The sequence below is a fragment of the Candidatus Syntrophosphaera sp. genome (assembly GCA_019429425.1).
Taxonomy (GTDB): domain Bacteria; phylum Cloacimonadota; class Cloacimonadia; order Cloacimonadales; family Cloacimonadaceae; genus Syntrophosphaera.
In genome coordinates this window covers 1-20,461 of record JAHYIU010000026.1, presented here as the reverse complement: position 1 = coordinate 20,461, position 20,461 = coordinate 1, and the positions used below count along the sequence as shown (strand labels likewise).

The 20,461-nt window shown below is 56.9% G+C and carries 14 protein-coding genes and 1 pseudogene; 12 read left to right on the top strand and 3 right to left on the bottom strand.

Going from position 1 to position 20,461, the window contains the following annotated elements; translation table 11 throughout:
• Positions 1-171: 171 nt before the first annotated feature.
• Complete coding sequence (locus tag K0B87_04230) at positions 172-2,664, top strand: T9SS type A sorting domain-containing protein (protein ID MBW6513948.1); 2,493 nt, start codon at positions 172-174, stop codon at positions 2,662-2,664.
• A 229-nt stretch (positions 2,665-2,893) separates the two neighbouring features.
• Here the strand turns inward: K0B87_04230 and K0B87_04225 are convergent, their stop codons facing one another.
• The 3 genes from K0B87_04225 to K0B87_04215 form a co-directional block, all read right to left on the bottom strand.
• Positions 2,894-4,063 (bottom strand): hypothetical protein, encoded by a 1,170-nt coding sequence (locus K0B87_04225; GenBank protein ID MBW6513947.1) that lies wholly within the window; start codon positions 4,061-4,063, stop codon positions 2,894-2,896.
• 8 nt (positions 4,064-4,071) lie between these two features.
• Entirely contained in the window at positions 4,072-5,067 is a 996-nt protein-coding gene (locus K0B87_04220; GenBank protein MBW6513946.1) for a hypothetical protein, read from the bottom strand.
• 604 nt (positions 5,068-5,671) lie between these two features.
• Positions 5,672-7,126: a deoxyribodipyrimidine photo-lyase gene (locus K0B87_04215; protein MBW6513945.1), complete on the bottom strand. Its 1,455-nt coding sequence runs from the start codon at positions 7,124-7,126 to the stop codon at positions 5,672-5,674.
• Between the two features lie 175 nt (positions 7,127-7,301).
• Here K0B87_04215 and pgsB point away from each other — a divergent pair, with 175 nt between their 5' ends.
• The 11 genes and pseudogenes from pgsB to K0B87_04160 all read left to right on the top strand — a co-directional run bounded on the left by pgsB (position 7,302) and on the right by K0B87_04160 (position 20,078).
• Positions 7,302-8,501: a poly-gamma-glutamate synthase PgsB gene (pgsB, locus tag K0B87_04210; GenBank protein ID MBW6513944.1), complete on the top strand. Its 1,200-nt coding sequence runs from the start codon at positions 7,302-7,304 to the stop codon at positions 8,499-8,501.
• Complete coding sequence (gene pgsC, locus K0B87_04205; GenBank protein ID MBW6513943.1) at positions 8,486-8,941, top strand: poly-gamma-glutamate biosynthesis protein PgsC; 456 nt, start codon at positions 8,486-8,488, stop codon at positions 8,939-8,941. Before pgsB ends, pgsC begins: the two co-directional genes overlap by 16 nt.
• 1 nt (position 8,942) lies before the next feature.
• The gene (pgsW, locus tag K0B87_04200) at positions 8,943-10,064 is read left to right on the top strand and encodes a poly-gamma-glutamate system protein (protein MBW6513942.1); all 1,122 of its coding nucleotides are present in this window, start codon (positions 8,943-8,945) and stop codon (positions 10,062-10,064) included.
• 14 nt (positions 10,065-10,078) lie between these two features.
• Positions 10,079-10,894: a hypothetical protein gene (locus K0B87_04195; GenBank protein MBW6513941.1), complete on the top strand. Its 816-nt coding sequence runs from the start codon at positions 10,079-10,081 to the stop codon at positions 10,892-10,894.
• Positions 10,895-10,903: 9 nt separating this feature from the next.
• Positions 10,904-12,043, top strand: a complete 1,140-nt coding sequence (locus K0B87_04190; GenBank protein ID MBW6513940.1) for a hypothetical protein — start codon at positions 10,904-10,906, stop codon at positions 12,041-12,043.
• An 8-nt stretch (positions 12,044-12,051) separates the two neighbouring features.
• A complete protein-coding gene (locus tag K0B87_04185; protein MBW6513939.1) occupies positions 12,052-12,378 on the top strand; it encodes a hypothetical protein in 327 nt (108 codons plus the stop codon).
• A 14-nt stretch (positions 12,379-12,392) separates the two neighbouring features.
• Positions 12,393-13,412, top strand: a complete 1,020-nt coding sequence (locus tag K0B87_04180) for an NAD(P)-dependent glycerol-3-phosphate dehydrogenase (protein MBW6513938.1) — start codon at positions 12,393-12,395, stop codon at positions 13,410-13,412.
• 634 nt (positions 13,413-14,046) lie between these two features.
• Positions 14,047-15,605: pseudogene (cmk, locus tag K0B87_04175) on the top strand ((d)CMP kinase).
• A gap of 155 nt (positions 15,606-15,760) precedes the next feature.
• Positions 15,761-18,571, top strand: a complete 2,811-nt coding sequence (locus K0B87_04170; GenBank protein ID MBW6513937.1) for a 30S ribosomal protein S1 — start codon at positions 15,761-15,763, stop codon at positions 18,569-18,571.
• 50 nt (positions 18,572-18,621) lie between these two features.
• A complete protein-coding gene (locus K0B87_04165) occupies positions 18,622-19,368 on the top strand; it encodes a phosphatase PAP2 family protein (protein MBW6513936.1) in 747 nt (248 codons plus the stop codon).
• 62 nt (positions 19,369-19,430) lie between these two features.
• A complete protein-coding gene (locus tag K0B87_04160) occupies positions 19,431-20,078 on the top strand; it encodes a hypothetical protein (protein MBW6513935.1) in 648 nt (215 codons plus the stop codon).
• Positions 20,079-20,461: the final 383 nt, after the last annotated feature.

The window sequence follows — 20,461 nt, the reverse complement described above, 5'->3', positions numbered from 1 at the left end:
AAATTAATCAACAGAAAAAAACGAGAAAAAGCCAAAATAAAGCTTGACAGTATCACCGGACTTTTTAAATATGAAATCAGCCTACAGACCCTACATAGAATGCCCTCCGAGCAGTGGGGATGCCGCCCGGCATTCCCCACTGTATTTTTTTAACCACAAATTGGAGAACCAATGAAACACCTCTTCCCCCTCGTTCTGATCATCCTGTTCAGCTCCATCCTCAGCGCGCAGCGCATGGTAGTGCGCATCGACGCACCCAGCTCCGCACTACTGGAACGTTTCCTCCTGGAAGATGCCGACATCGCTTCCTACCAGCCCCAAAGCCATCTCGACCTCGTTGTCACTGCCGAAGAACTGGAAGCGCTGCGCCGGGAATTCCCCCTGATCCGTATCACCCAGACAGAGGCTCAACTTAAGGAAAATCTGCGCCCCGCGCGGGACATCCCCGGCTATCGCAATTACGCGCAGCTGGTGAGCGAACTGATGACCCTGCAGGCCCAGTATCCCGGCCTGATGCAGGTTTCCGCGCTGGGAACCGGCTGGGGCGCCGTCTACGCGGGCCAAGGCCTGCCCGCCTACCAGGATTTCGACCACGAAGTCTGGGCGGTGAAGGTCTCCGCCAACGCCGATCTGGACGAGGATGAGCCGGCTTTTTACTTCATTGGCGAGCATCACGCGCGCGAACCTTTATCCACAGAGGTCTGTATGGGCATCCTGATCCACCTGGTCGAAAACTACGGGACCGACCCGGCCGTGACCGCGATCATGAACAGCAGCGAGATCTGGATCATACCCTTGCTCAATCCGGACGGGCACAAGATCGTGCTCGATGAAACCGATGTCTGGTGGCGCAAGAACATCCGGGACAACAACTCCAACCAGGCTTTCGACCATCAGAGCTACGGCTCTGGCTACGACGGGGTGGACCTGAACCGCAATTATCCCTATAAATGGGGCTACACCAGCGCCACCGACGACATGAGCTCCGCCACCTACCATGGCCCCGAGGGCTTTTCCGAGCCTGAGACACAGATCGTCCGCGACCTGCTCCTCTCCAAAAGATTCCTGGCCGGGATCGGTTATCACACCTACGGGGAACTGGTTTTGTACCCCTATGGTTACGTGAACGGGATCGCCGCTCCGGACGAGGCCGAATTGCAGACCCTGGCCTTTGAAGTGGCGTCCCTGCTGCCCAAAATGTCGGGCAGCGGTAACTATTCCCCCGGCCCTTCCTGGGGCTTGTATCCCGTGAGCGGCAGTTTCGACGACTGGGCCTATGCCGAGACTGGAGCTTATTCTTTCACGATCGAAATGGCGACCGAGTTCATCCCCCCCGCTTCCGCGCTGCCCCAGATCGTGCAATATCAGGTCGCAGGCGCCATGGCCCTGATTCATAGGCAGCACTTCAAGATCCTGCGCGGGCATGTCACCGATGCCCTGACCGGAGATCCCATCGTGGCCCAGGTCTTCGTTGATGGCATCGACGACCATCCGGTCCACCGGACCCCGATCTATTCAGAATCCCAGTTCGGTTCCTACTACTACTTCCTCCCGGCCGGGCAACACACCGTCCGCTTCATCCGTCCCGGCTATGAGACCGCGGTCCGCACGGTCACTATCAGCCCCGTGATGCCCACCATCGAGGAGGTTAGCCTGGCCCCCAGCCCGGCTCAGGAACTCAGCATCCAGATCCTGGACGATTTCTTTGCGCCGGTGGCCGGAGCCGTGCTCAGCATCCTGAACATCACAGACGCTCAATACACATCGGACGCGCAAGGGAATATTGTCATCCCGGAATTCTATCCCGGCGAGTATCAGCTCAGGGTCTCCAAGCCAGGCTTTGAGACACTTAACATCATGCGCCCGGTCTACGCGACCTCGATCACCCTGCGCATCACCAGCCTGCCCCTGCTGACCGAGGATTTTGAAGAAAGCTTCAGCAACTGGACGGCCACGGGAAGCTGGAACAGGACAACGACCGACGCCTGGGAAGGCGCTTACAGCCTCACGGACAGCCCCGCCGGCAACTATCAGAACAACACCAACAGCACTTGCCGGCTCACCGCGCCGCTGAATCTGCAAAACATCGACAACGCCAACCTGCAGTTCATGCTCAGAACGATCCTGGCCCTGGACGGCGACAACCTCATCCTGGAATGCTCCACCGACGGCAGCAACTGGATGGTGTTGGATTTCTGGGAAGGCACCCGGGACTGGACCCTCCAATCCTACAACCTGAACAGCTTCATCGGCGGAGACCTGTATCTCCGCTTCCGGCTTTACACCGGTTCCTGGGGCAGGATGGACGGCGTTTACATCGATGACTTCAAGCTATATACCAACGCGGACGCTTCCGAGACTGAAGAAACAAGCGTTCCGCCGCTCGCAGTGTCCCTCTCCGCCTGCCCCAACCCCTTTTCCCAAAGCAGCAGCATCACCCTCAAAACCAATGCCGGACTGGACAACGCCAGCATCGGCATCTATAACCTGAGGGGACAGCTGGTGAAAAACCTGGGCAAGCAAGATCTCGGCAAGGGCACGCACACTTTCGTCTGGAACGGACTGGACAATAACGGCGCCCCCGCCGCCAGCGGGATCTATCTGGTGCGGGTTTTCGGACCCCCCGGGACCCTGGCGACAGCGAGGATCGCGCGGATCAGATAAGGCTCCCTTCCAAACCGGGCGCAACGCTTAGATCACTCGCCCTTACATTCTAAAGATCGGTTTCCTGCGCGTTTCCCGCCCGATGCCCGCCAGACGGGCGCTTATCCGGCGGGAAACGTTGGCGAAACGGACAGGCTGAATATTAGCTCGGTTTTCAAGCGTGCATCAAACAGAGCAGATCTCTGTCACCTGGATCAGCATGCCGTTATTCCTGGCCAGCGCTGCTCCTTCAGTTTGACCAATCCTCCCCGGCCAGGACCTTCAAGAACTTCTTGGCTGCCGTGGCCGCGGTCACGTAACTGGTACCAGTTACGGTATAAGGCGTCCCTTCAGCCAGGGGGTCTTCGCTGAATTTTACAACGTAATAGGTGGCTCCCTGGACCTGGTCCCAGTTCAGGATGGCCAGGGAACCGGAGATATTCAGCGTAACATTCCGGGGAATGAAATTGGCGGGGAAGGGCAAAACCTGGTGCTGGCTGATATTTCCCTGCTGGTCGCGGACGTAGACGTGCAGGCGGTATTGGATATCCTGGGTGAGGTGAACAGCCGAAGCGGCCAGGCTTTGGGTAACATCGGCCAGCGGAGGGTTGATGGGCAGATAGTATTCCAGGTCCGGATTCGCGTCGCCTCCCGAAAAACGCCAGCAGATGCGGCTGATGTCGGATGCCACGTTCGGCACGTAGTAAAAGAACCTGACCTGGTGCAGGCTGCCGTAGCCGCTGCCGTTCTCGGCATAGGCATGCAGGATGTGCAGGCCCGGCGCCAGGCCGATGGCGTGGCAGTCGATCGTGAAGTCCAGCACGGTGTGGGTGTTGTCGCCCAGGTAGGGCGTGGCCGGCACGCTCCAGACGCCGTCATCCTCGTCGTCAAAGTAATATCTGACCGCGGTCAGGGGCGGAACCAGAGTCGGGCTCTTGAACACGAAGCGCGGGTAATTGCGGCTCCACTGCCCCGTGGCGCTCTGGACGCGGATATACAACGTATGGAGCCCGTTGTCCAGCCCGGTTGTGGGGATCACATCCTCGCAGTAGATCACGGTGCTGCCGGTATAGGCCAGCGGAGTGGCACTGCCGTAGCCGGGATCCGTGTCGAACCAGTATTCCAGCCGGCTGATCGGCAGCAGGGACTGGGGCACCTTGAAGAACAGGCGCGAGTTGTTCTGGCTCCAGACCCCGTCCGTATCCCGGGCCCGCAGATAGAGGCGGTGCATGCCGCTACTGAGGGCGGGAAGGTCGATCAGGGCGTCGATCAGGATATCCTCTCCGGGAGTGAGGGCCAGTGCTGATCCGCTGCCGAAGCCGGGATCGGCATCGAAGTAGTATTCCACCCGATCGATGTCAGCCCCGGCCAGCATTGCCAGCAGGGACAATCCCGCTAAGATCAATATGGCGCGTAACATGGCGCACCTCAGTTGTTGGAACGGGCGCGCAATTGTATGGGGATGTTGAAGCCGGTGCTGGGGGCGTAGAACTCATAGATGGTGGGAATGGCGGGGATGCCGGACAGCTTGTAGGGCGTCTGGCCGCCGTAGATGCCGCAATCCACGCCGTTCACACCGTAGCCGATGGCCACCGAACCTGCTCCCAACTGCCATTGCCCGTCGGTAGTGCCCGTTCCCGCAAACACCGGCGTGGTCACATTGGTCAGGTTGTCCACTGGTGAAACGATGGTATCCCAATCCCCGGAGGTGCCAGCCAGAAACACATTATGGTGGACTGAGCAGTTGGCGTTCTTGTTCAAACTCGCCGCGCCCAAAGGCACCACGATGTTGTTATAAAACTCTGCATTTCTGATGATATGTTGGTAGCCACGGAGGACGCAATTGACGATGCTGCCGCTGCTGCTGTCATGCATGTAAATCGTTCTTAAGGTAGAGTTATTTTTGTAAATGTAAGAGTTGGTGATCAGGAAATTGATCGCGACGTTCTCAACAACAACTGCGTCATAGCTACCTGTTCCAATGAAGCATTGGGTCGCGAAGCAATTGGGCCCCTGAAGATAAAGCCTGCCGACGTAGCAGCGCTGAACCACGCAGCTGGCGGTGTTGAAAGACAACTGGGCATTGATCTGCAGGCCGGCGATCACGCTGCCCTGGCCACCGGCATTGATCGTGATGTTATTGATCTGCGCCGGGATCGGGTTCTGCTGCAGGCCGGCGTTCTCGTTCAGGAAGTAGCCGGGCCCGATGATGGTCAACCGTTTGTTGAAAGCGATGTCGGCATAGATGGTGGGTGCTCCGTAAACATAGAGCGTGTCGCCAGCCAGCACGGTGGCGTGGCCCACGGCAGTGCTTAAACTGGTGAAATCGGCCCCCATGTCGGGATTGCTGTTCACGTGCCAGATGGTGGCGCCCAGGCAGGCGCAGAGCAGGGAAACGACGAAAAGCAAAGCGGTTTGTTTCATCTTGGTTCTCCTTTGACCTGATTTTTGGTATGCAGTTGCATGAAGCGGGAATTGCGGAAGAATGTCAAGCAATAATTTGCAGATTTAACCCTTGACCTGTGGAATATTTTCGAATCGTCTGCCGATCTGCATATTCGATGCTTCTACCCGTGAGCCATAAGGCATCTTTGAGCTATTGAATACACCTCATCAAAGATCATATTAGGCAGGCCTTGGAGGGGCGAAGGCTGTTGACAAACCGGTTTTAACCGGTGCAGGATAATAGGCCCGGGATTTATCCCGGGTATTCACGAGTTTAAGCTTAATTTCCGCGAATTCCCCACTTCCTCCTCCAACACAGATCACATCTGTGTTGGAGGAGGGAGTGGGGTTGTTGTTCTGTTGTATGTGCATTCAAGCGCGATGGCTAAAGCTACCGCCTATATTCCTTCTCCCCACCTACGGCGGGGTTTGTCAACCGCCTGCGCCCCTCCGGGGCTTTCCCAATCCAAAGAACACCGTCCCCCTGTCTTTACAAAAACCCGTCTTCAGGTGGAGCACCTCGGGCCCAGCAGCCTCAAATGGCTGTTGGGCCGGATGTGGTCCTGCTGAAACCTGCCTAATGTTAAAAGGGGGAGGAAAGGGAGCGCACTTTGTCCAGATAGCCCGCCATGTCGAACTTGCGCCTCAGGCCGGCGGCGTTCATGTAGCGCACGCTGCCAAAGACCGGCCGGGACTGCCAGGGACGGTCGTGTTTGCCGAAGCACCAAGCGATGCCGGCGTAACTATTGGGATCGCTTCCGTCCAGCTGATACTTGTTGTTCAGCCAGGACATGAGGCTGAAGGCGGTCTCGGGATCGGGGGTCCATTCGATTATCTTTTTGCCCCAATACATGCGCAGGTAGTTGTGCATCTTGCCGGTTAACAGCATCTCCGTCTGGGCCGCGTTCCAATAGGGATCATCCGTTTGGGCGGATTCCAGTTCTTCAGGTGAGTACATGGCCGGACGCGGGTCCGCGAGGTGGTCGTTAAGGGTTTTCCTGGCCCAGAGCGGCACGCAGGTGTAGTCGTCGTAAGCAGCGTTGTAATGGCAGAAATTGCAGCTCAGTTCGCGGCGGACGATGAGTTCCTCCAGGAAGGAGGCCACTCCTGCCTGCAGGGGTTCCAGTCCGCTCTTGTCCTTGATCAGGCCGGCCGCCGCGTAGGCCGGGACCTCGCAATATTCCAGGACCCGGAGCGCGACCTCGAGCGCGGAGATCTGGCCGAAATGCAGGTAGGGGCTGAGATTGCTCTGGATGCCCAAAGAGGGATCGTTGCGCTTTTCCGCGTAGAGAGGCAAATTCTTGTCCAGAAAGAGTTCCAGATGTTTGACGGCCTCGGAATGCCCGCCAGGGAAATGACCGGAGCAAGGAACACTATCATCCAGTGCAAGATGTTGCCGGGCGAAGCCCAATAGGCCCTCTGTCCCTGTATCCGCTTTGCATAGAAGGTGCGGAATGTCTTTGGGGACTGACAGATCCTGGCCAGGCCGGGCTTGGTATTCCGGGAGGGGAGCCGGCTCCAGGAATTCCTCCAAATGGCGCAGGATCTTGCCCCGGATGGTCGCAGCAGCGTATTCCTCCTTGTCTGAAGCCGTGCGCACCGGCACGACCGCGTCGCTTTCCACTTCCAGATAAGCCTGGGTGTCCATCCTTGCCTGCAGGTCGGCGCGCCACTGCCTTTGCCAGCGCAGGTAGCCTTGGTCTGCGACCACGATGGGGTTTCCGGATGCCAGGGCAGCGATTGTCTTGCCCGGATCGCCGGCGCAGAGGTGAAACTCCAGGCCCAGGCGGTCCAGCTTGGCGGCCGTTTCAGCAAGGCCTTCCAGCATAAACTGGTAATGGCGCAGGTTGGCGTCGGGAACCCGGTCGCTGAGGACAAAAACCAAGCGGAGCGGCAGTTTGCGCTCATTGGCCAGGCTGATGGCCAGATTGAGGGCGTGGTTGGCCTCAACACGCTGGGCCTGCTGCATCCAATACAGCACGGAGCCATAATTGCCTTCCCGGGCTGGCAGCGTTCCGGAGATCCTTTCTTCCATCATCGATATTTCCTTTGAGTTTGCTGATGCGTATGGCGCGCATAGTCTTAAAGTACGGGATTTGTGTCAATGAATAATGAAAAATGCGGGGCTGGAATGGATATTGCATTAATGAAACTGAGGCAATGATGGCGAAGCCATGCCCGAAAACTGATACAGATAGCGTAATGAGGAATAGATGACTGTTTTACTACTGGCGACGATGATCCTGGTGGCCTACTGGGTGCACGAATACTGGCGGCACCAGCGCAACCTCTTGTCCATCCCTGTCAGGATCCACGTGAACGGCACGCGCGGCAAATCCAGCGTGACGCGCCTGATCGCGGCTGGCCTGCGGGCCGGGAACCTCAAGACCGTTGCCAAGATCACGGGCACGCTGCCGCGGGTGGTGCTGCCGGACGGTCGCGAAGCCGCGATCATCCGCCTGATGGGGGCCAACATCATCGAGCAGAAATACATTTTCCGCCATGCCGTGACCGAAAAGCCTGACGCCATCGTAATCGAGTGCATGGCCGTGAATCCTGTTTATCAGTGGATCACGGAGCGCAAATTCGTGCGCAGCACGATCAGCGTAATCACCAACTGCCGGGAGGACCACACGGACCTGATGGGCTCAACGGAACAGAGTATTACCCTGTCCCTGAGCAACACCATCCCCAGCGGCGGGGTCTGCTACACCGCGGAAAACGTGCATTTCAAACTCCTGGAAAAAGTGGCCCAGCACAGACACTGCCGGATCCAGCAGATCCGCCCCACGGACGTTACCCCGCAGGAAATGGCGCAATTCCGCTATATCGAGCACGCGGAGAACGTCCAACTGGCCCTGGCGGTCTGCGCCGAAGCGGGAGTGCCGCGCCCCATCGCCCTGCGGGGAATGCAGAATGCCAATCCCGATCCGGGCGCCCTGCGCAAATACATCATCCACGACGGACCCAAGACCGTCCATTTTTACAACGTCTTCGCCGCTAACGATCCCCAATCCACGGGACGCATCATCGACATGGTGACCGGGCAGCTCAGCAACGTGGAAAAGATCATCATCCTCAACAGCCGCACTGACCGGCTGTACCGTTCCCGGCAGTTGGTGGACGCGTTGAAGGACCTGGATTTTTCCTATCTCCTGCTCACTGGCGAGATCCCCGAAAAGGTTGAAGCCTATGCCCTGCGGGCCGGGATCCCCCAAAACAAGGTCATCCCTCTGGGAGATCCGCTGCCGGAGGTGATCTACCAAAAGGTTTTGGAACTCACAGGCAGCGAGTCGCATGTCCTGGGGATAGGCAACATGGCGGGCAAGGTCTGGTACGGCGCGCAGATCGTGGCGCATTTCAAACATAAGTCTAGAAAGCAAAATGAGGAACTAAAGTGGTTGAAACAATAATTCAGGCAGCCGTTGGCCTTGGTGTGATCATCAGCCTGATCTTCAGCGAGATGTTGGGCGCTTCGGCCGGCGGAATCGTCGTGCCGGGCTATGTGGCCCTGTATCTGGACAAACCCATGCAGATCCTGGGCACCTTGGTGGTCAGTTTGCTCACCTGGGCGATCATCCGGGTGATCAGCCAGTTCACGCTGGTCTTCGGTAAACGGCGCATGGTGCTGAGCATCTTGATCGGTTTCATCCTTGGCTGGGCCACCCGGCTGATGGTTGTGGAGAATTTCACGGTCTACACTTTCCAGATGCAGTCGATCGGCTACATCGTGCCAGGCCTGATCGCCAACTGGTTTGAGCGCCAGGGATTCATCAAAACGCTCACCACGATGGGCGTGGCGGCGATCCTGGTGCGGCTGGCCCTGATGGTCATTTTCGGCGGGGAGGTTTAGCATGTACCGTCCATCCTTGAAATCCGGCTGGTCCCTGATCCTGCTCTTCATCTTCAGCGTCATCCTCTATCTGATCGCCCAAAGCAGCTATGTGACAATCAAAGCCGACAACTACGAGAAAAAAGTGGAGGCTGCCACGTTGATGGCGTCTTTCATCGATACTTTGAGGGCGGAACAAGTGCGCCTGGGCATACCATTCGACCCCATCGACGATCCCGACCAGACCGGCCTGATCGGCGCCGCCCGCACCACCATCACCACTGACAGAGGATCGCTTTCAGACAAACAGGCGGCCCTGAATCCCAATCTGGCAGCCATCTTTGTGGAGGAATTTTCCAGAGCAGGACTCAAGGCTGGGGATTTCATCGCTGTTGGGATAACCGGTTCCAATCCTGCCGTCAATCTTTCCCTCTATGCCGCCATCAAGGCTATGGAACTAAAGCCATCCATCATCGTTTCCCTGTCCTCCGCCTCCTACGGTGCCAACCGCGAGGAATACACCTGGCTGGACATGGAAGCCATCCTCAAACGCAGAGGGCTCATAGATTTCGGGGCTGCCTACGCCTCTCTGGGCGGCAAAGACGACCTGGGGGTGGGCCTATCCGATGACGGAATCAAAGCCCTCCTTGCCGCGATGAGCCGCAACGGGGTCGATCCCCTGCTCGGTTCTACCCTGGAGGACAACGTCAAGGCACGCGAGATCGCCTACGCGCAGCTGCTTCCCCAAGGCAGCCGTTACAAGCTGTTTGTGAATATCGGACGGGGCCTGGCCAACGTTGGCAGCGAGCCCAACGCCAACCAGATCCTGGAAGGTATGAATCGCCGGCTGGCCGAGGAGACATTCGTCCCCGAGGGGATCATGATGGTCATGGCCAGGGAAAATGTGCCCGTCTTCAGCATGCAGCATGCCCAGCGCTGGATCCGGAGATACAACCTGCAAAGCACGACCGGCAACATGCCCGAACCGGGTGTGGGGCCCGCTTTCAGCCTGAAAAAACATAACGTCACCGTCGCGGCGGTTTGCCTTGTACTGCTGCTGGCCGCCATTATCGCGGTGATCATCCTGGACCGGCACGACCGCCATTTCATGTCCAACATAGTCGATCCCGACGAAGAACTATAGATTTTGGAGCATAGATGTTCAAACGAATCACCTTGATCCTCCTGGCGGTGCTTGGCCTGGCCAGTGCCGGCGCGAGGGTCAGAGCCCTTGAATTTGAGAATCCGGGCAGCCGCCGCCTGCTGAAAACTGAAGCTGGAAACCACTGGTACTATCGTTCCCGTCCGGAAAAAACCCTGACCCTGAACGTGGACGGGATCTCCGAGATCGAACTGCGTTCCTTTGCCATCGCCCGGATCAACAGGCCCCGGGTCATAGTCATTTCCGACACTGGGCGCAACACATACGACCTAATCCAGTCTGATATGCTGGATGGTTACCGCGCTTTCGCCCCGGTCAAGATTGCCGTTCCGCCGGGCAGCAAAACGATCCAGATCCTCTGCTACGAAAGAAGCATCTATTTCCGGGCTTTCCACACCCTGCCCCCAGCCCCCAAACCAAAAGCAGCCAAGGCCCCCAATCTCCAGATCCGTGCCCATGGCGGGATCCTGAGCGTAACCCACAACGGCACGGACAGCGATTACCACGTGTTCAATCCGTCCCAGAGCCTGAAATTCTCCCTCAACAACCAGCGCAACGGCATCGTCTACGTCCGGGCCCGCCTACTGGACCGCACCCTGCCTGAGTTTGAGCTCTACCGCAATGGCGAACTGGTGGAAAGTTATGAGTTTTCGCTGCTGCGCACCACCAAATACAAGGCCGTGGGGATCGACCACCTGACCACCGGCATGAAGCTGGAACTGCCTGCCAACAACGGTTCATCCGATTATGAACTACGCGCCGTGAGCGACCATCTCTTTCTGGCGCGTCCCCTGGTTTTAAGGGCAAATTGAGGACAAGGCATGCCTGAACCCCGCAAAGACCAAACGACCAAGATCATGCCGGAGCAGGAACCCGCTGGCTGCGATCAAACCACGCTCACCGAGGATCCCGAGACCGGCGGCAAAGAGGGTAAGAAGCCCGTTCCGCGGTCTCCGCGCAATTTTGTGCCCATCATCATGTCCCTGGCCCTCTTTTTCGGGCTGGGAACGCTCTCTCTGAACGCGCAAACGGAACTCGGACTTTCCCTGCAGACCACCTATTCGGACAATGTGTTCCAACTCTCCGAGTACGATCTGGACCGCTTCCAGCAAGCCCATCCCAATCTCGAATACGTCCAGACCACCGACGATCTGACCATCGCCGCCCGGGTCGATGTGGCCTATCCTTTCCGCTACAAATGGTGGAAATTCACTCCCTCGGTCACCGGCATTGTCTCCCAGAATGTCTCCAACCCCGACAAGCAGCGCCGGGACGCCCTCCTGCGCTTCAGAGTGGACCGCCATTACTGGAATTTCACCGCCCTCTACGGCTACTATCCCAACACCTATATCCGCAGCTATGTCGATACCGACGGCACCAGGGAACTCGAGCAATACGGCTATGAGCGCAACCTCTACCGCGGCGACCTGAACCTCAAGCCGCTGAAAAATACCACCTTCCAGCTCCACGCCCGCCATGAGCAGTATTTCTACAACCAGTACTGGACCGAGTTCGACGGCAACGCCACCACCCTGGGCCTCGGCCTTCGCCAGTCATTTCCGGCCTTCAGCGTTGGCGGGATCTACTACTACCGGGTTTTTGACAACACGAACGCCGATGATGAGGACAGCAGCTATGAAAGCAACATCTACCGCGGCGACCTGAGCCTGAAAGCCATGCCCCTGGATGAAAACAAACCCCGGGGCGCGACCTGGCATCCCAGCCTGGCGCTCTCCTATGAAGAAAGATTTTTCCAATCCGCCGACAATTGGTATGGCGGCAGGGTCTACAAGATCTACACCACCGAAGCCGGACTGAACTTCAAGCTTGATGCGAATTGGAATTTAATGCTTGACTACTCTCACATCTTCAGGAATGTAGAATCTCCTGTGGCCGCGGTCCGCAGAGCGCGGGAATACGGCGAAAACCGGATGTCAGCCACGGTGAAATACAGCTTTTAGGCGGAACGATGGATTTTAGAAAAGAAAGCGACCTGAAAAAGATCAAGGAATTCCTTGACCTCTCCGAAAACCACAAGATCGAATTGCGCCACTACAAAGACCCCGTCCTGGTTTGGGCCGTGGCCGACGGGACTGCCTACTACGCAATCTGGGAAAGCGAGCTGCTGGATAGGTTTGGGCTGGAAAACGTCGATGGATGGGATTTTGAAGAGGATCTGCTCTTTTGTCCCGACTGGATGGCAGAACCCGAAGAAGGAGAGGATGCAGACCTCGACGACGACGATGACGAAGACCTGGACCTGATCTGCCGTCTGAAAAACACGCCCGAGATATAGGCGCCTGCAGACCCATGCGGATCGCGATCATCGGCGGAGGCGGCTGGGGCCTGGCCCTGGCGAAACTGCTCAGCGAAAATTCACATCAGATCCTGGTTTGGGAACACGATACCCGGTTCCTGGACTCACTGCTTGAAACCCGTTCCAATCCTTTGCTCCTGCCCTCCGTACAACTTCCAGAGGGCATCGGTTTCACCGGCAGCTTTGCCGACATTGCCCAATTTTCGCCCCGGATCGTAATTCTGGCCACACCCTCGCAGTTTTTGCGCGCCACCCTGCAAAGCATCCCTCCCACCGATCAGGACAGGATCTGGCTGGATCCGGAGCTCCTGGCCGTGGTCAACGTCTCCAAAGGCATTGAGACCGGCTCACTGAAGACCATGAGCGAGGTTTTGCAAGAGATCCTGCCACCGCAGGTGCAGAACAGGATCTGCGCGCTATCCGGACCCAGCCATGCCGAGGAAGTCGCCCGCAGGATCCCCACCACCGTGGTCGTGGCCGGCACCGATGACGAACTCCTCCAAACCCTGCAAAACGTCTTCAGCAACAGCTATTTCCGGGTCTATCGCAGCCTGGACCTGGCCGGAGTGGAAATGGGCGGGGCGGTGAAAAACGTCATAGCCATCGCCGCCGGGATCGTGGCTGGGCTTGGCTTTGGGGATAACACCATGGGCGCGTTGCTCACCCGGGGCCTGGTGGAGATCCAGCGCCTGGGAATGGCCTGCGGGGCAAGAGCGGAAACCTTTTTGGGGCTTTCCGGGCTGGGGGATTTGGTCACCACCGCCATCTCCCAACACAGCCGCAACCGCTATGTGGGCTTCGAGATCGGCTCCGGGCGCAAGCTCCGGGACATAGTTGCAGAGATGAGCATGGTGGCTGAAGGCGCCGTCACCACTCTGTCCGTGTATCAGCTCGCCCGGCAAAAAGGCATCGAAATGCCCATCACCGGGCAGGTCTACGCGGTCCTCTATGAGGACAAAGACCCCCGCCAGGCTATCATCGAGCTCATGACCCGCGAATTGAAAGCGGAATGACCGTTCGGCACCAGCCACCCTACCCAACGCGCTATAAACAATTTCCCCTATCCTCAAGACTTTTCCGCTCATCAGACCGGGTTCGGGCTGATTGCAAACCCTGCCGCAGGCGGGGTGCAGGAATATAGGCGGCGGTTTTGGCCGTCCTTCATCAAGGCTAAGGCAGATACATTTCATTGCCCCACCCCCTCCCCAAAACACAGATCGAATCTGTGTTTTGGGGAGTAGGTGGAGATTCATGGAGCGCCTACAAACCCACTTCCATACCCGGGATAAATCCCGGGCCTGTTTTCCTGCACCGGTGAAAAAAACCGGTTTGTCGAAGCCTGCGCCCTCTCTGCTGATCCTTCTTAAGAGCCTTAAGTAACCCACTCGATCTGAAAGAGAGCCTTTAGTGAACCCAACATAGAATTCTTCATTCCCCTCCTCCATCTCTTTTAACCCTGATAATCACTTGTCTATCCACAGTCAATCACTTGTCAATAATAGACAAGTGATTGACTGTGGATAGTCAAGTGATTAACGCCGTCAAAGGAGAGCGGGCCGGGGTGGATAAAAGAGGAAAACTCGGTTCTGAAAAAAAGCATTGACTCATTATTGGGGCTTCAAAATGTGGTTAAATAGGAAAAAAGTAATGGAGAAACGACTCATTATCGCGATCGACGGACCCGCCGCCTCAGGAAAAAGCACGACTGCGCGGCTCCTGGCCACTAAACTGGGCTACGTGTATCTGGACACCGGTGCGATGTACCGGGCCTGCGCTTTGCAAGCCCTGCGCCGGGGCACGGACCTGAGCGACGATGAAGCGGTGCGCTCCCTGCTGGCGGATCTGGATATCCGGGTCGAGCTGACGGACGGCGACAACGTGATCCTGCTCGGCGGCGAGGATGTTTCCCAGGCCATCCGGGCCAACGAGATTTCCCGCCTCGCCTCTGATATTTCCGCCCTGCCCGCGGTCCGCCACAAGATGGTAGAACTGCAGCGCCAGCTTGGCTCCGGGGGCGGCGTGATCCTGGACGGGCGTGACATTGGCACCTATGTCTTCCCCAACGCGGACATCAAGTTTTTCCTCACCGCCTCGCCGGAGATCAGGGCCAGGAGGCGTTGGCTGGAACTTCTGCGAAAACACATTGTCAGCGATGAGGATACCATTCTGGCCGAATTGAACGAACGCGACCGCAACGACGCCAGCCGGGCCCTGGCACCCCTGGCCAGGGCTGAGGACGCCATAGAGGTCGATACAAGCGCCCTGAGCGTGGAAGAGCAGGTGGAGACTCTTTTCGCGATCGTCAAAGCCAGGATGGAGGCTGTATGACCATCCTGCTGGCCGAACACTCCGGCATCTGCTTTGGCGTCCGGCGCGCCATCCAGATGGCCCTGGAAGCCGCCAACGAAGGCTCCGATGTCTGCACCCTGGGCGAGCTGATCCACAACCCACAGGTAGTGAATGAACTGGCGCAACAAGGCATCGGGGTCTGCCAGAGCAGCCAGGATATCCACAACATGAGCGTGGTCATCCGCTCCCACGGGGTTTCCAAACAGGAATGGGAAGCCCTGCAGGCCACGGACAACCAGATCATCGACGCCACCTGCCCCTACGTGAAACGGGCGCAGGAACTGGTGGCCTCAATGAGCGAATATCCGGTGTTCATCATGGGCGATCCGGACCATCCGGAGGTCCGGGGCATGCTTTCCTACGGCAATCAGCTCACCCGGGTGATCAAGCCCGGAGACCCTTTGCCGGAGCAAAACTGGAAAACGCTGAGCGTGATCAGCCAGACCACCCAGAAGCTGAGCAACCTGCAGGACCTGGTGGGCCGGCTGCTGCCCCGCGTTTTGGATCTCAGGGTTTTCAACACCATCTGTTCCGCCAGCACGCTGCGCCAGGACACAGCCGTGAAACTGGCCCGGAGATCCGACCTGATGGTCGTGATCGGCGGGAAGAACAGCTCCAACACCATGATGCTCCAGGATCTCTGTGCCGCCGAGACCACAAGCCTGCACATCGAGACCGAGGCGGAGCTCGAAGCTGAAATGCTGTCTGGAGCGGAAAGCATCGGACTCGCGGCCGGGGCCTCCACCCCCGCGGAGACGATCATCAAAGTTTTTAACAAAATCAAAGAAATCAAAGGGGAACCCGGCACGGCGACGCGCATCGGGGAAATTCCCCTGTTTAAGGAGGAATCATGTTAGAGCATGATCAAAACCATGTCGATACCGACCAGAAGGAAAACGACCGGGAACAAGACCTGGAAAAAGAACTGATGGAAGGCGCAGACGAACTGTCAAAACCAAAAGTCGATGCCGAAGAACCCGAAACGGAAGCACCTGCTGAAGAGACGAAAGTGATGGAAGAAACTCAGGAAGAGCCTGAAACGGCGGCCGAACCTGAACCCACGGTGGAAGAAGCCACCCAGGCAAACAGCGAACCGGTCCAACCGGAAGATGAAGAGCCAGCCCAGCCCGAAAAGGCCGAGGCTGCCGTGACCGAACCGGAACTTGTGACCGAACCTGAACCCGAGACAGAGCCTGAACCTGTGACTGAGCCTGAACCTGTGACCGAAGCGGAACCCGTTACCGAGCAGGAAACTGTGTCAGAGCAGGAACCCATGCCCGAACAAGAGCCGGAAACGGCGCTTGAGTCGGACGCGGATCAGGCCGAACTCCTTGCTGCCGCTGAAGAACACCACAAACGCAAAGCCACCCGCGCCAAAACCAAAGAACCCCATCCCAACCAGGAACTGATGGACCTGATCGAGGAACACGCCTCAAGTTTCCGCAGAGGAGACGTCAAAGAGGGGACCGTGGTCAGCGTCAATGACAAGGAAGTGGTTGTGGACATCGGATTCAAATCCGACGGCGTGATACCCCTCAGTGAATTTGAGTACAACGGCATTCCGGAGCTCAATTCCACGATCATGGTCTTCATCAACGATCTCGACAACGGCGAGGGTAGGCTTTCGCTTTCCAAGCGCAAAGCCGATTTCATCAAGAACATCGAGCTCATCAAACAGGCCAATATCGATGGAACCGTGCTGAACGGCACGATCCGGCGCCGCGTCAAGGGCGGGATGATCGTAAATGTTTTGGGCATCGAGGCCTTTTTACCCGGCTCCCAGATGTCCCTGAAACCGATCCCCAACCTCGATCAATTCATTGGCAAGGAACTCAGCTTCAAGGTGATGAACCTTGACGAGGAACACCGCAATATCATCCTTTCCCGCAGAATGGTCCTGGAAGATGAGGCAAACCTGAAACGTCAGGAGCTGCTTGCCCGGATAAACGTCGATTCAGAACTCGACGGGGAAGTGAAAAATATAACTCAATATGGCGCCTTCATCGATCTGGGCGGGATCGACGGGCTTTTGCACCTCACCGACATGTCCTGGGGCAAGATCGACCATCCCAGCGACATGCTGAGCATCGGCGACAAGGTGAAGGTGAAGGTCATCAAATTCGACAGCGAAACCAACAAGATCTCCCTGGGCCTGAAACAGCTGGTTCCCCATCCCTGGGAGAATGTCGAGATCAAGTATCCCGAAGGCGTGCGCGTGACCGGTAAAGTGGTCAGCGTCAAATCCTTCGGCGCCTTCGTGGAGATCGAGCCGGGCGTGGAAGGCCTGGTGCACATTTCCGAGATGTCCTGGACCAAGAAGATCACGGACGCGCGCAAGATCGTCAAGATCGGCGACGTGGTGAACGCCATCGTCCTGGAACTGGACAAGGAAAACAGGCGCATCTCCCTGGGCATGAAACAGATGGATCCCAATCCCTGGCTCTCCATCGAGGACCATTTCCCCATCGGCGCCGTGATCACGCGCCCCATCAAAAGCATCACCGCCTTTGGCGCCTTTGTCGAGATCGAAGACGGGATCGACGGTTTGATCCACATCTCCGATATCAGCTGGACCAAACGCATCTACCACCCGCGCGAGGTTTATCGCAAGGGACAGGAAGTCGAAGCCGTGATCCTTTCGATCGACCGGGCCCTACACCGCATCGCCCTGGGCGTGAAACAGCTCACCCCCGATCCCTGGAGCAACCTGAGCAGCGTCCTGCCCATCAACACTGAAGTTAAGGGCAAGATCAGCAAACTCATACCCAAAGGCGTCCTGGTGGACATTCCCGTCGGCGAAGACACCGTCGAGGGCTTCATCCCCATCTCCCATCTGGCGATCCCCAAACTGGAACACTCAGAAGACGCCTTCCACGCCGGCGAGGAACTGCCTCTCAAGGTGATCGAGCTGGATATGGACAACCGCCGCCTGATCCTTTCCGTGAAGGCCTTCTTCTTCTCCCGCGATCCCAAACTGCAGGAGGAATACATCGCCCTGCACGAACAATACATGCGCGACCGCATCATCCGGATGCAGAAAAAACGCGCTGAACGGACCGCCCGGGAAAAGCAGGAGCAGCAAGCGGCTGAGGAAGCCCGGAAAGAAGCCGAAAGCGCCGAGGGTTTGGTTGTGGCAGCCATTGTCGCCGAAGGCTCAATGCCTGAAGCAGAAGCCGTTACGAGCTCTCCGGAAGAACCAGTTGAAGTGCCGGCCAGCCCTGAAGAAACCGCCGCGCCTGAGGTAGTCGAAGTTCCCGTGGAAATGCCTGAACTCGAACCTGCCGATGAAACTGCAGCGGAACCCGTCGCGGAAGCTGAGCTCGCGGAACCCGTAATTGAAGAAACCGTAACTGAAGAAGCGGTGGAAGAGATCGAGACAGCGGAAGAAACAGTATCTGAAGAAGCTGTTGAGAAGTTCGAAACTGTGGAAGAAACAACGGTCGAAGAAACCGTAACTGAAGAAACGGTGGAAGCACTCGAGACTGTGGAAGAAACAGTATCTGAAGAAGCTGTTGAGAAGTTCGAAACTGTGGAAGAAACAACGGTCGAAGAAACCGTTGCCGAAGAAGCTGTTGAAGAGCTCGAAACCGTGGAAGAAGCGGTGGTCGAAGAAACCGTAACTGAAGAAGCTGTTGAAGAGCTCGAGACCGTCACGGAAGCGGTGGTCGAAGAACCCTTATCGGAAGAAACTGCGGAAGAAGAAGCTGAAGAAACCGTCAAACAGGTCAGCGAGTCTGAGACCCCTGAAGAAGAAGCCGAAGTAACCGATTTGGAAGAACCGGCCGAATCCTCAGATGACGTGGAAGACGATCTGGAAGTATGACCCTAACGGGGATGAGATAATTGAATGATCCGCGGTAGCAGATGTTCCAATTGGCTCAACATCCCTCGATAAAGATAAATGATCAAGATACGGCGGCTCTCAGGAGCCGCCGCATCGTTCTGATTCTGGATTTCCTGGTCCCCGTCCTGGCCCTTGGCCTGGGCACCTGGCTGATCCGCATATTTGACCTGGATCTGCTTTTGCAGGGATTCTTCTTCTCCGATGCCGGCACCTGGTCGGGCAAACAGTTCGCCCTGTTCGACCTCGTCTACCGCTATGGCACCCTACCCGCTCTGTTTACAGCCTTTACGGGATTTGCCGTGTTCAGCGTGAGTTTTTTCTCCCGGTCCCTGGTCATCTGGCGCTGGTCCGGGTTGTTTCTGGTCCTGGCCATGCTCCTGGGGCCGGGTTTGCTGGTCAATGCCGTTTTCAAGGAATACTGGGGCCGGCCGCGGCCCAGAAACATCATCGAATTCAACGGGATCCATGCCTTTGAGGAGCCTCTCACGTATGACTCCAGTTCCCCAGGCAATTCCTTTCCCAGCGGGCACGCCTCGATGGGTTTCTATTTCTTCGCCCTCTACTTTGTGGTCCGGGGAAGAAGGAAATATCTTACCCCCTGGTTCTTCCTATTGGCTATGGCTTACGGGATCGGGATGGGGATCATCCGCATGGCGCAGGGCGGGCATTTTGCCTCGGATGTCCTCTGGGCGGCCGGTTTTGTTTATCTGAGCTGCGCGCTGCTTTACCATCTGCTGAAACTGGACCGGCATTCAGGCTCCGCGCAGCGAATCTAATTGGCTTTTGCGGCTCTGACACTTATACTATTTGAAAATGCATATTTACGAGAAGGTGTATCATGCCAAATAAGAACTTGTTACTACTGACGGTATTTATGCTGCTAGCCCTGGCACTATCAGCAGAGATACAGAACTCCCGCACGGCGATCGGAGTCCACGCCGGGACCCAATCCAGCAGCGGCTACGCCATGCGCTGGATGGATGGTTTGAACGGGCTCCAACTGACCGTGGGTGCCTACACCAGGGGCAGTGACGAGATCAGGTTCCCCACCCAATATTATGATTGGGATTCCTGGGACGAGAGCGACTCCCTGATCACGGTCAAGAAAAACGGCCGCGAAGCCTCCGGCAACATGGGGCTGAACTATATCCGCACGATCGACGAATTCAGGAACGGCCGCTTCTACGTCTTCGCAGGCGGATATTACAAATATTTCCAGCGCAAGCAATATACCCAGGATTATAGTCTGGTCACAGTTTCGGACACGATATATAATGACTCCTACCATTACTACATACCTGTGGCCGGAACCGAAGACAGCGAGCTTAAGGTCCAACACCGCTGGGCTGTGGGCGCCGGGCCCGGATTCGAACTATACCTGGGCAAGCAATTCCGCCTGGCCCTCGAGCTGCCCATCACCTACAACTGGAAGCACGACATCGCCATGTGGTACATCCAGGGCGGTATCTATTACTACTTCAAATGAGTAGAGGTTTCTTGGCTCTCTTTTAAAACCAAGTGGGTCAGATAATCAGACTCGGCTTGAAGGGGTGGCAAATTCCGATTTGCCACAGCGGTCAGAGACCTTTCAATCTGTAGGCAAACCGGTTTCAACCGGTGCAGGACAATAGTCCCGGGATTCATCCCGGGTATTGACGGAGTGATCGTTTGTTTCCCCAAATTCCCCATCCCCTCCCCCAAACACGGTTGCAATCTATGTTGGAGGAGGAGGTGGGTCCATCTAATACAAGATTTACATTGACAAGCCATAAAACTTGATTATCTTGTCCCATAACTTTGATTAAAAGGAGTGGGACATGGGACGACACAAGCTAAGCATCGATGCAAGCACTTTGGAATCGATAGAGC